This window comes from Alteromonas sp. 76-1 (assembly GCF_900654235.1).
GTDB classification, from domain to species: Bacteria; Pseudomonadota; Gammaproteobacteria; order Enterobacterales; family Alteromonadaceae; genus Alteromonas; species Alteromonas naphthalenivorans.
The window spans coordinates 374322-386838 of the sequence record NZ_LR136958.1; the positions used below are offsets into that span (position 1 = coordinate 374322).

9 protein-coding genes are annotated in these 12517 nt (G+C 39.4%); 7 read left to right on the forward strand and 2 right to left on the reverse strand.

All coding sequences use genetic code 11. The features are described from left to right. The first annotated feature begins 192 nt into the window (after window positions 1–192). From ALT761_RS01530 to ALT761_RS01555, 6 genes are all read left to right on the forward strand, one after another. A complete protein-coding gene (locus tag ALT761_RS01530; protein WP_129735864.1) occupies window positions 193–1593 on the forward strand; it encodes a TolC family protein in 1401 nt (466 codons plus the stop codon). After that, window positions 1593–2780, forward strand: coding sequence for an efflux RND transporter periplasmic adaptor subunit (locus tag ALT761_RS01535; RefSeq protein WP_129735865.1), 1188 nt, complete (start codon window positions 1593–1595; stop codon window positions 2778–2780). Before ALT761_RS01530 ends, ALT761_RS01535 begins: the two co-directional genes overlap by 1 nt. Further along, a complete protein-coding gene (locus ALT761_RS01540) occupies window positions 2780–5923 on the forward strand; it encodes an efflux RND transporter permease subunit (protein ID WP_129735867.1) in 3144 nt (1047 codons plus the stop codon). The genes ALT761_RS01535 and ALT761_RS01540 overlap by 1 nt, the downstream gene beginning before the upstream one ends. A gap of 1 nt (window position 5924) precedes the next feature. Next, the gene (locus ALT761_RS01545; protein ID WP_232043515.1) at window positions 5925–6599 is read left to right on the forward strand and encodes a response regulator transcription factor; all 675 of its coding nucleotides are present in this window, start codon (window positions 5925–5927) and stop codon (window positions 6597–6599) included. Further along, entirely contained in the window at window positions 6596–7849 is a 1254-nt protein-coding gene (locus ALT761_RS01550; protein ID WP_129735871.1) for a sensor histidine kinase, read from the forward strand. The genes ALT761_RS01545 and ALT761_RS01550 overlap by 4 nt, the downstream gene beginning before the upstream one ends. Before the next feature lie 1294 nt (window positions 7850–9143). Beyond that, on the forward strand, window positions 9144–10037 hold the full coding sequence (locus ALT761_RS01555; RefSeq protein ID WP_129735873.1) for an aspartyl protease family protein: 894 nt from the start codon (window positions 9144–9146) through the stop codon (window positions 10035–10037). Between the two features lie 75 nt (window positions 10038–10112). On the opposite strand, the gene ALT761_RS01560 is transcribed toward ALT761_RS01555, so the two are convergent. Continuing rightward, window positions 10113–10928: a hypothetical protein gene (locus tag ALT761_RS01560; RefSeq protein WP_129735875.1), complete on the reverse strand. Its 816-nt coding sequence runs from the start codon at window positions 10926–10928 to the stop codon at window positions 10113–10115. 365 nt (window positions 10929–11293) lie between these two features. Here ALT761_RS01560 and ALT761_RS01565 point away from each other — a divergent pair, with 365 nt between their 5' ends. Beyond that, complete coding sequence (locus tag ALT761_RS01565) at window positions 11294–11470, forward strand: DUF2986 domain-containing protein (RefSeq protein ID WP_129735877.1); 177 nt, start codon at window positions 11294–11296, stop codon at window positions 11468–11470. A 1-nt stretch (window position 11471) separates the two neighbouring features. On the opposite strand, the gene ALT761_RS01570 is transcribed toward ALT761_RS01565, so the two are convergent. Further along, window positions 11472–12434: a TDT family transporter gene (locus tag ALT761_RS01570; protein WP_129740537.1), complete on the reverse strand. Its 963-nt coding sequence runs from the start codon at window positions 12432–12434 to the stop codon at window positions 11472–11474. Window positions 12435–12517 lie beyond the last annotated feature (83 nt).

Consider the following 12517-nt stretch of genomic DNA (forward strand, 5'->3'; position numbering starts at 1 on the left):
AATATTTTTTTTGTTCTAAAAAAAAATTTAAAATAATTGGAATTTTTTTTTCTCTCTGCAACGTCACATTCTTTAAGGCTTAGACGCTTTTTTGACCACTCCAAAATTAAATTTTTTAAATCAAATTCGATTTTCTTAACCTTTTCTTAACCACTCTTTCGGTAATATGAAATTCATATCTTGGAGGAGCATATGAATAATTTATCAACTTTCAGTCGCACGAATATAGTCATTGTGAGCTTAGCCTTGCTTCTTACAGGCTGTGCAGGTCTTGGAAAAAGCCAAGATTATAAAGCGAAGTTGAACGATTTTTCGGTCCGTACTGAACTAGCCCTTGCCAAAGCTAGCAATCATATATCCTTAACAACGAATTCAAGCAAAAGACTGTGCTTAAACGAGCTAATTGAAATACCAGCGTTGAATGCTTACATCACACAGGCCTTAGATGGTAATCCAGAACTTCAACAAAGCATTCAGGCCCTGAACATCGTCTACTATCAAGCGGACATAGTCAGTGCGCAACTTCAACCCTCTGTTGAATTAGGTGTCAGCGGACAGCGAACAGAAGACGTAGTGCAAAATAGATATACCACTGCACTGAGCACGAGCTGGGAAATCGATTTATGGAACAAGCTGAACGATGAAAAAAACGCTGCATTGCTAGATATAGAGTCGCAGAAACAAGAGTTAGCTCAAGTCAGAAATCTACTTGTCACCAATGTTATGCGCGCTTGGTTGGATATCGCGTTACAACAAAAGCTAATTGAAATTGAGTATTCACGTTTGGAAAACCAACTACAAAATCTTGAATTAATTGAATCTCGATATGGCTCTGGCTTGGATAATTTGGACTCATTAGATAATGCCAGAGCGAGCGTTTCTCAAACTAAAGCAAATATTGCTGATAAAAAACAACAAAAGTTTGAAGCAAAGCAGACGCTCAATTTACTCGTCGGTGTGTTTAGTACAGAAGTAAAGATTGAAGATAGTGAGTTATTTTTCCCCGAAGTATTAATGCCTACCGCCTATATGCCAGTGCAGAATCTTTCACAAAGACCTGATGTTAGAGCAAGTTTTTTCTCTATTGAAGCAGAGGCGTTTAGAACCGATGCAGCTTATAAGGCAATGTTACCTTCATTATCATTATCGGCAACATTGTCGGAGACTGATACTTCACCCCTTGCTTCTTTACTTACAGATCCTATTTGGCAAATTTTAGGTCAACTTTCAGCCCCCATATTTCAAGGTGGACGATTGAGTACCCAAGCAAGTATTGCAGAATTAGAATTGGCACAGCAAGTTTGGATATATCAAGAAACATTACTTGAGGCTATAAGTGAAGTAGAAATAGCTTTATCCAAGGAAACTAATTTAAAGGCGCAGCAGGAACATCTTCAGGATGCTATAGAAAGCGCACAAAGAAGTTACTACTCGTTTCGTGAAAAATACCAACAAGGATTGGTGGATATTTTTGATTTGCTGTCCACCCAAGAGCAAACCTATGATTTACAGTCTCAATTAATACAGGTTACTTACAATCGTCTAGCAAATCGTATCGACCTGGGCCTAGCACTCGGATTAGGAGTAATCTAATGTCTATTAAAAATCTTGTTTTCATTTTTATCGTTATTTTTATCGCTACTACAGTCTCAGTACTGAGTCTTAGTTCTTCTAAAGCGGAATCACTTCCCACTGCCTCTGATAGTGAATCTGTCGATATTGCAATTAGAGAAATTCCTATTGCAAAAAGGCCTAAAGTCAGTGTTACTGAGGCAAATTTAGGTGAATATCGACCTGTTATTGTCGGTTATGGTGAAGCTCGCTCAACTCATGAACTTTTGTTAACAAGTGAAATTGTTGGACGAGTTAACTTGTTATCTGAACATTTCCATACAGGAAAAATAGTCCCAGAAGGGACAGTTTTAGCACAAATCGAATCAACCAATTACGAGCAAGCACTTGCTGGAGCAAAATCGACCTTGGCTCAGGCACAATTGAATCTGTTAGAAGAAGAACGCAAGAGTAAGCAGGCTTTGAACGAATGGGAACGGTCAGGTCTTAACGGGCAGCCGGCATCTGAGTTAGTTCTTCGTTCACCTCAATTAGCATTAGTAAAAGCGAAAGTCGAAAGTGCAAAAGCCGATGTAGCTAAAGCAAAACGAGATTTAAAAAACACCCTGATTCGAGCACCCTTTGAAGCCCTAATTGTGACTCGTGATGTGCAACCGGGGAGCGTACTTCAAATAGGAACACAAATTGCCACTATATATAGTACAGAAAAAGTTGAAATCAGAGTGCCATTGTCTGATGACCAGTGGGCAGATATGCCATCTCAAGTTGATTTGGCGAAAGATCAACAATCAGTAACAATTATAAGTGCTAGCGGAATTGCAACATGGCAGGCAGATATCGAGCGCATTGAAAGGCATATATCCAGCGATACTCGTCAACGTGCTGTCATATTATCGGTACTCAATCCTTTTAAACATGGAACAGGCTTGTACCCTGGAACCTTTGTGCGAGCAGATATCAAAGGTAAATTAATAAATAACCTGTGGGAACTGCCCGCCTCTGCAGTTTCGCAGGAAGGAAATCTGTGGTTTGTCGAAGGCAGTGGTGAATTACGAAAAATAAAAGCCAAGCGCTCTTTTGACATTGATGAAAATACCTACGTTAGCCCGTTGAGTTCTGAGGCAACTGGAATAAAGCATATAGTCAAACGCCCACTTAGTCATTTTAAAGAGGGTATGTTGGTTCAAGTTAATGGGGCTAAAAACTGATGGACAATAATCGTAGCATAGTTGCATGGTTTGTTAATAACCCAGTCGCTGCAAATTTACTTTTAATCGCTGTCATCGTAGTCGGGTTATTATCACTTAGCTCCCTAAGAAAAGAGGCTTTCCCTAGTCTTGATCCCAGTAGATTAACAGTATCAATCAAATTTGATAGCGGTGATCCTATCCAGGCAGAGGAAGGCATTGCGATAAAAGTCGAAAATGCACTTGATTTAGTGCCTGGTATAAAACGCATCACTTCTGTATCTGATGGTAGAGGAAGTGAAATAACGGTAGAAAAGCAAAGTGACTATGATCTTGATGTTTTATTAGCGGATGTCAAAACCAAAGTGGATGCCATTTTCAACTTTCCTGAGGAAGCGGAAAGACCAGTTATTAATAAAGCACGTCAACGAGAACATGCGATCTGGATACAGTTATATGGTGATGTTGATAGAGTGCAATTACAATCATTAACCGAAAGGTTGCGAGATGATCTGCGTAGACAACCTGCAATAAGAGATCTTGTCATTCAGGCTAAAGCTGAACCTATAATATCAGTGGAAGTTAATGAAGCGAAACTCCAAGCATATGGGCTGACATTTAGCGATGTATCAGATGTCATTAATGCAGAATCGGGTGCAGCTCTCACTACTAGTCTGCGATATAAAGATAAATCTGTTCGTCTGAAAGTTACCGACCAAGCCTATGACCTTGAGGGTTTCAGTCAAATTCCTTTTTTAACAAGTACCGATGGCACAGTTATTAGATTGGGTGATGTTGCTAAAGTAAGCAATAGCTTTGAAGAAAACATCTTCGTATTATCCCGATATAATCAGCAAAATGCTACCGCCATCCAAATCCTTGTTGATGAACGCAGTGACGTTGTCGACATTGTTAAGCAAGCCAATGAAGTGGTCCAGCAATGGAAAACTAGTTCAATTATGCCAGATACTTTATCCATAGATACTTGGCACGATCAAAGTACGCTGATCACTGAGCGTTTAACCTTACTGGTGACCAATGCACTCACTGGGATAGCGTTGGTATTTTTTGTTCTAGCTATTTTTCTTAATCTAAGAGTAGCTTTTTGGGTAGCGGTAGGGCTACCTTTTGTCTTTTTAGGCACCCTTTATTTTATGACTGATACATTCTTTGACCTCACCATTAACGAGCTTACTACCCTAGGGTTCATTATGGCTTTGGGGATTGTCGTAGATGACGCTGTGGTGGTAGGAGAGAGTATATATAGTACACGTAAAAATGAAGGTGACTCCATAGCAAGTACAATAAAAGGCACGATGAAAGTCGCAACACCAACCATATTTGGTGTGTTAACCACTATTGTTGCCTTTATCAGCCTGGCAAATATTGCTGGCTATGGAGGGCAAATCTACGCCCAGTTTGGCACTGTCGTTGTCATTTGCCTGCTACTATCCTTGTTGGAATCGAAACTCATATTACCCAGCCATTTAGCGAATATGAGCACCAGAGATGAGGGTAAGCAATCTTGGTGGTCAAAAATACAAGAGATGGCAAATAGCCTGCTTGGTAAGTTTAATGAACGTATCTACACACCTATTATTCGTTTGGCGTTAACATGGCGTTATGCCATTGTTTTACTATTTGTGGTTCTATTTATATTCGTAATATCAATGTTATTTACCGGCGCAGTTAAAGTCGCCTTTTTTCCTGCGATTTATGGCGATACAGTTAACGCACAAATTAAAATGTACAATGATGCAAGTTATGGCCAACTGCAGCAAAACTTGCTTGTTTCAGAGCAAGCAGCGTTAGAGGTCGATCAGTTACTTCAGCAACAAAATAGTATCCAAGAATCTGGTATTGGCAGTCTTCAAGTAATAGCTACTGGAGATAACGATGGTTCGATACGGATAGAATTAAACAATTCCGCTCAATACACTATTTCCGAATTTGCCGAGCGCTGGCAACAATCTATAGGTCAATTGGAAGGTGCAAAAAAGATTAAGGTTTTATCAACCTTAGAGGTAATAGATAGCTTTAAGGTGGAACTAAAAGCTTTGGATAGCGATGTTCTGCAGTCCGCAGGAGATGAACTAACCGCATATTTACAGACTGTAAATGGAGTGAGTGGTATTGATCATAATTTAGATTTGGGTGAACCAACATACCGTTTTGTCTTGACCGAACAAGGACGAGCCTTAGGTATGGATAGTTCATCACTAGCGACTCAAGTATTGCAATCATTTGGTGGCGCAATTGTTCAGCGTTTTCAACGTGAAGATGATGAAGTCAAGGTAAGAGTGCGTTATCCCGCCGATGATAGACAGACCATAGGCGATATTGAACGGGCAAACATTCGGACACCCGATGGAACTGTTGTTCCACTAATGAGTATTGCAGTCGTTGAAACCGTATATCAACCTCAAGAAATATCTCGAATTAATGGTGAGAGAGCTGTCTTTATTTCTGCAACGGTAGATAAAAATGTTCTATCACCAAATCAGCTAGTAAAACAGGTGAAGAGCGATGTTATTGGGGGGTTATCATTAAAATACAATGATTTACGTATTTCTTTTGCCGGAGAAGCTGAAGAGCAAGCCGAAACAACAAGTTCTATGACGAGCATGTTTGCTCTTACCATACTGGTAATTTACTCCCTATTAGCGGTTCCTTTGAAATCTTATGCTCAACCTCTTATCATAATGATGGTAATTCCTTTCGGCATAATTGGTGCTATTTTAGGGCACTGGTTTAGCGACCTTACCCTCAGTATTTTATCATTAAATGGTATTTTTGCGCTGAGCGGGGTAGTGGTTAATGACGGAATTTTGCTTGTATCAAAGTACAATGCTTTACGTAAGGCCCAAATTGCCAACCCACAAGATGCGATTATTGGCGCGTGTAACGGTAGACTGCGGGCGATAATTCTGACTTCGTTTACTACATTTGCTGGTTTGCTACCCTTGTTAAGTGAAACCTCTTTACAGGCGCAATTTTTAATTCCAGCAGCGGCATCGTTGGGCTATGGTATTTTATTCGCTACCCTAATCACGCTAGTTTTGATACCTGCTATGTTGATGATTAAACATGATGTTACTGATGCTATTGAGTACATCAAGTTACGCTATAGCCATGGTGTTAAACCAATTAGATTGGAGGGATAAAATGCTATTGTTAATTGTTGAAGATGATATTGATCTTGCAGCGGCTATTTTAGACTTTTTAGAGCTTGAGGACATACGCAGTGATCATACAGATAACGGCGAAACCGCTCTTAGTTTAATTCGCCAGCATCCTTATGACGTAATTGTTCTTGATATAAATCTACCACGAGTAAGTGGCTTAGAAATATGTTCCGTGATTAGAAACGAAGGTAATGACGTTCCAGTTTTAATGCTCACCGCAATGGATACATTAAAAGATAAGATTACGGGCTTTGAGAAAGGCGCAGATGATTATTTGATCAAACCTTTTGATATGGAAGAACTTATAATACGTTGTAGAGTATTAGCCAAAAGAAGAAGCGGACAAGTTACACAAATGTCAGTTGGGCCTTTGGTTTATAAATTGGAGAACGATGCTTTTTATCGAGATGGTAAAGCCATAAAAATATCTCCAATTGGCATGCGAATTCTTGAGGTTCTCATGCGTGCCAGCCCTTCGATCGTACCACGTGAAAAGCTCATTAACGATGTATGGGGTGATGATGCGCCAGACAGCAATAGCTTAAAAGTACATTTATTCAATTTAAGGAAACAACTGGACGCTGGCTTTAGTCCCAAATTGTTACATACGATACCTGGGAAAGGGATCGTTTTAAGAGAAGAGTCATCCCTATGAACGAAAGACTCAGTTTGCGCATGCTTGTTACATTAGGTGCATTGGTGACTGGGAGCGTTATGATTGTTGCCTTTTCAATGCTCAGTGCCAAATACTTTGTAGACGGCATGGATATCTCTATGAGAGAGAGTATGGAAAGTGTCGCAGGACTTGTAACACCTGAGGATGGCCGCCCTATTCAACTTAATAATTTTACCGTCGCCAGAAGATGGGAGGACCTCCCCGAAGAATTGCGAGTTCATATGGGACCGTTAAACTCTTCCGAGAAAAAGTTTGTACAGAAGGTTATTCAACCCACTTACTTCAAGCCTCCTGAAGCTGCTTTTTTTGCCATGAGTACAGATTATCAAGGTGACCCAAGGTTTGTTTCTATCATTCTGGCCGATCCCAAAGACGTAATACCACAGCCGGGTTTAAAATATTTTCAAACGATATTTTTTACCTGTATTGGTGCGTTGGCGGTTTTTGGTCTCATATTGACAGTATTACTTCGTAGATTAACTGGTCCACTACAAAATTTAAGTAGTTGGGCAAAGTCACTGACTACAGACAACATGCAATTAGCAGTTCCAGATTTTGGATTTTCAGACCTCAATAGCATGGCTCAAATTATTCATACAAGTATGAACTCAGTGGAGCAAAGTCTGCTAAGGGAGCGTCAGTTTCTATCGCATGCCAGCCATGAACTTCGCACGCCAATATCGGTAATTAAATCTAACATTACTTTGATGAAAAGGTTGCTAGACGAAGGCCAGTCTTTGGAAAAAAAGCAGAGCGTTGCAAATCGGATTGTGCGTGCGGCAAATACTATGGCGCAGTTAACCGAAACGTTACTATGGATAAATAGGGAAGAAGGCAGAGAAACTGAAGTTTATCCTATTAATATCGGTGCGCTAATAAAAAATGTAACTAGTGACTTACAGTATTTAATCTCTCAAAAAGCAGTATCGGTAACATTAAATACCGAAGATAATTCGCTCTCCTTACCCGAAACGCTATGTACCATAGTTGTTTCAAATTTAATTAGAAACGCCTTCCAGCATACTCACAGTGGCTCAGTTGATATTCGTCAAGAGGGCAGTGTGATAACTATCACAAATGTAAATGAGCCCATTAGTAATTCAAAAACAGATCTCGGTTTCGGTGTCGGTCTTCCATTAACCGAGCAGTTGGTTGAACGATATGGTTGGAGGTACGAAGTGCGGGAGTTTGAAAATGGTAGATCTGTTACTTTAGATTTTAGTGTCTAAAAATAAACTCACCAACGGTTTTGTTTCTATAAAGCAATTTTCACTTTTATTAAGGGCTTTCATTTTTAGCCCTGTACACATCCTAAGTATTGTCCAGCCATATCCATCGGAAATACATCTGTTATCGTACAACGATGCTAATCAGCACATGCGTCATAGTTGTAGGTTTTTAGAATGATCGCGCTATGGTCTATTTTTATTCTTGTTGCCTATTGATTTTAGAATCGATAATACATATTGAAAACTACGCATCTTTATCATTTTATTGATAAAATCAACTGCTAACCTGGCTACCTAGGTTAGTGTTTCGTATTCTGTGTGGTCATTTTTTTTAACCCAATTCTATACGTGTATATCGTCAACGTTTAAATCTGTTTCATTGTATAGATTAGCATTCCTAAATAAAGTGGTAGTTTGCGACTAACCTCATATAATCAATAATATTATATGCAAAAGGAGCTTGCTGTTCAAAATAGATGGAGTTTATATTGAATGGTTAATTATGTGCGATTTTTCCGAGTTCGACCAATTTCGTTTATTCAAGCTTTCAGAAAGTTAAATTCAAAGCTTAAGTCGGAAGACTTCTGTATTTGAATCACTTGTATTTCTCAAATTTTCCTTTTTACAAAACGGTTAATTTACGGTGTAGATTATTATGATTGAAACCAAGCAATCACGGCATAAACCTCTAACTTTTATTGTTACGGTTTTTTTTTCAACGCAATGCCATGCTTCTGGCTTTTCTGGTATAGCGGAGCTTTTTTTCGTACTAATTGCCATAGCAAGTGTCATTTTAAGTATACCAAGTAGCATTTTTTCCAAATCTATTTGGGGCGCTCTGTTAACGTTTGTATTGCTGCTCCCAAACTTTCTAATCAGTATTGTAATGTTCTTGGATTCCCTCGGTCTTCAAAGGGATGACGGCGCCAATCAAGTTATCATGTGGACTTGCTTGACTACTTTTTGTCTAGGAGTTTACTTGATATTTATCGTAACGATTAGGGTGTTCAGGCTCAATAATATTGAAACACAGAAAATGAATCGACCAACCAATGAAAGCAGGAGAGTACGAGAGTTTAAGTCTAAGACTACTGCAAGATAGAGTCAGTCATTCATCATGGGTTCTGATATAGGTAGTTTCAGTTACCCAGTATCGGATTGAGGTTGCCCTATAGTTCTCCACTATTTGGGGGATATCAGATTTTACACCATAACTATTTCTGAAAATCGACTGCTCTTAATCTATATGGTAATTTAGAAACCTAAAGGACAATAATAAAAAGGGATTTTTATAATGCGGTATCTTTCACTATTTTTTCTTCTTCTACCATTTAACACTTTCAGCGCAGTTACTCCGTGGACTGATTTTACGTTAGACAATGGCCATATATTCTTACCAGTTTCGATTGAAGGCATTGAGTCAAGGGCTGTGTTAGATTCTGGGGCTCAAATTAATAGCATTAATCAAGCATTTTTAGGTAAGCATAACCTCTCCTTAGATACAGGGCGCCCTGTTAATATTAAGGGGGTTTATAAAGTTGAGAAAAGGCGTACTTATAACAATGTAAAGGTGGATATCTTTGGCACCGAGTTTGAACTCGATTCTCTGGTAGAAATTAGTTTAGGCCATCATTCCAATGGTATGTTGTTAGGTGCAGGCTTTTTCACGAACTTTATTGTGCAGTTAGATTATTCACGCAGTAAAATGCGCTTATTCTCAAGAGATGCTGTTGATATGGCGAAAGTAGCAAACGTAATGGCCGTTTCCCAAAAAGGGAGTGGAATGCCCATTGCCCGAATCCATATAGACGGCGAAGCATTTTGGTTACGTGTAGATACAGGAAATTCGGGTACAATTTTAATCGACCGTCGCTCTGCGTCAAGGGCTGGATTACTTGAGCAGGTTGAGGGGACTTCAACGTCTTTTGGCGCAAATGGGTCAGGTGTGAACGAATTTGCCACTTCAAAATTGGTAAAATTTGGCCCTTACGAAATAAGTGACGTAAAAGTGAGTTTTCCTGCAGAAGGGCAAAAAACGCATTTAGAAAGCCAATATGAAAGAACGGGAACTCGTATAGGTGGGAAGCGTGTCGTGGGGCTAATTGGTTATGACTTGTTAAAAGATTTCATTGTTACCCTAGATTATAGATACGGCAAACTTCATATAGTACTGCCTGAATCAGAATGAATATTAGTAGGGTATTCTCTGTCTCACCAAAGGCGAGAGTTTTGGTTGGAGCGCGTCCTTGCGCTTCAGCGAGTATCACGAACCTGAATTAAGTTCTGATTTAGCATCAAGCACTAATTGATTAACCTCTTTAATTCTATCACTGGGTGACATAGAAGTAGTCGTGTTTTGCTCTGATGATGAGTCTAATGATGAAGATGATTTTATAGCACTAGCACTTTGCAGAGGTTGAAACGTACTACTGCTAGATTGGCGAATGGAAGAAAAGAAGCTGTTGTATACCTTATCAAGCTGCTTATTGTAATCAGTCCAACCTTCCATCCCTACACGGAATTCTAGATTTGATTGCGCATACTCGTACAACGCATTTATATTTGTACTATTCCACTGCTGTTCAGGTGGCAAAGCCGCATCGGGGTTAACGCCGTTTATCCCAAACCCGTATACCATAGAAAACATAGTCAGTTCTAAACGTGCTTTCTCTCCCCAATCCATTCCTTCTGTTGCTTTTTCCCATGCGGCTTTTACATGAGCGGGGGCATTTACGGGTGGGAAGTGAATAGTTCTACCTATACCAATTTCAACAATGCCATCATTGTTTAAGTCGACTAAGTCAGAGCCATCTGGCTGACTTAATAGATTTTGGGCACCTTCTTGACTAAGAGAGTCCACATCAATATTTGCTGCAAGGCTATTGGCTTTTTTGACTAATTGCAGTTCGTCGGATGACAGTGATTTCAAAAATTCTTTCGACGTAGTCGTTTGCTCATTCGCTTGGCGAAGAATGTCGCCGAAGCCGGATATTTCGTCTTCGGTTAAAGAGCGAACCTGAAGTTGGTTTAATGAGGATTGACTGAATTCTGTATTGGATTTGGTAATACTATCAAGCATAAATATCTCCGTTCTAAATGAGTACTTCCAAGAAAGCTACAATGGGGAACCTGCCTTGCGAGGCTAAGTAACGAGTTATCAAACTATAAAGCGGCAACAAACCACCTATTTTCCCTAAGGGGCGGAATAACCTCACCTATTTTTCAACTGGCGATAGCCTACTTTCAGTAATTGGTAGCAACAGCCTAATAAGTGTTCAATAAGTGTGCCGCAACTTAATTAAAAGTTAGGGAAAACTGTTGTTACTAAAATCCAATAGTGACTGCTAATACAAAAATTGTAATCGTTAATACGCTTATGGCAGGTTGAGCCATGAACGCTGTATAATATGAAGAATCAGTAAGGCTGTTTGTGAAGGATTGGGAATGAACCGTCGTAAAAAAATCATCAAGAAACTTCAGAAAAAAGATAAAAAGGCGAACGCTAAAATTCATAAGAGCAATAAGCCGGCTTATATTTCTAAGGCAGAACGGGAAAAGCTAGCTGAACAGAAAAGCAGTGAACAGGAAAGTAATGAGCAAAAATTAGAGCCAGAAAATTAAGTTAGTTCGCTCGCTCACTCGTCAATTTGAAATGGAAAAAATATCGAATGCTGATATAGCCCACTACCGTGGTGGCAACTAAGAGTTCTAAAATAGCTAATTGGTTAATTATTGAAATGTAAGCGAAATCTTGGTTTGTACTTTTCATCCAATCTTTCATGTTAAACAGCGCTGTTGTACCAACAACCATAGGAAACGTGAAAGCAGCGTAACTAGGTGAAAATGGCTTATTTATCAGTTTTATAAAAAGAAAATACACAATAAGGGTTTTTGCTAGTGCCAATATGAATAAAACCTTTACGATGGGTATTGATGGCTCTGCAACCAAATGTAAATAACCTATCAATGTTAAGCTGGCTGGCGCAGCTAAAATGGCTAGTATAGGCTTTATCGTGTAATTGCTTTTGAGCGCGATAAAAAAACGATAAAGCATGATGGGTAGCATAATACTGTACATTGACATACCAACGATTAATGCACCGTGAGCTAACCATGCTAATGACGGGTTACCTGAAAAAGTCATTTCCGCAATAATTATCCCAACAGGCGGAACAAACCAACTAGGGCCCATTTCTTCGAAGTTAAACTTCTTCGCACGGTGATATAAAAAGCTTGTTAAGAACAGAAGGTGTAGCAGAAAAGCTAAGCTCCAAAGCACATCACCTGAAAATGAGTTAATTAGCCCTACAGAATTTGAAATGACAAAGTTAGCCATGGCAAACGTTGGGATAACGCTACCAGCAACAGGGTGGGCTAAGTCAGCTTTTAATAGCTCGGGGTGCAGTAAATATTTAGCGGTTATAAATATTATCAAAATAGCGGCTAAACCAGCCCCTAAAAACTGCCCATTATTGTTCAGCTCGATAACGCTTTCCCACACCCAACCTAAGCTAGCAATGCCCAGTGCTAACCCCGACATTGCTGAAGGCGCGTGCATCACTTTGTTTTTAAATTGGGTTAGCAAGGCATATCCTAATAATGCGTTGGTAAACGAACCTACTAGCCCGTTTAATCGTGTCATTAGTAGAACGTACTTAATATTCGAAT

Bases quoted from the DNA above. Each gene is read 5' to 3' on its own strand.
- ALT761_RS01540 (WP_129735867.1), top strand. From the start codon at position 2,780: ATGGACAATAATCGTAGCATAGTTGCATGGTTTGTTAATAACCCAGTC.
- ALT761_RS01545 (WP_232043515.1), top strand. From the start codon at position 5,925: ATGCTATTGTTAATTGTTGAAGATGATATTGATCTTGCAGCGGCTATT.
- ALT761_RS01560 (WP_129735875.1), bottom strand. From the start codon at position 10,928: ATGCTTGATAGTATTACCAAATCCAATACAGAATTCAGTCAATCCTCA.
- ALT761_RS01535 (WP_129735865.1), top strand. From the start codon at position 1,593: ATGTCTATTAAAAATCTTGTTTTCATTTTTATCGTTATTTTTATCGCT.
- ALT761_RS01530 (WP_129735864.1), top strand. From the start codon at position 193: ATGAATAATTTATCAACTTTCAGTCGCACGAATATAGTCATTGTGAGC.
- ALT761_RS01555 (WP_129735873.1), top strand. From the start codon at position 9,144: ATGCGGTATCTTTCACTATTTTTTCTTCTTCTACCATTTAACACTTTC.
- ALT761_RS01550 (WP_129735871.1), top strand. From the start codon at position 6,596: ATGAACGAAAGACTCAGTTTGCGCATGCTTGTTACATTAGGTGCATTG.
- ALT761_RS01565 (WP_129735877.1), top strand. From the start codon at position 11,294: ATGAACCGTCGTAAAAAAATCATCAAGAAACTTCAGAAAAAAGATAAA.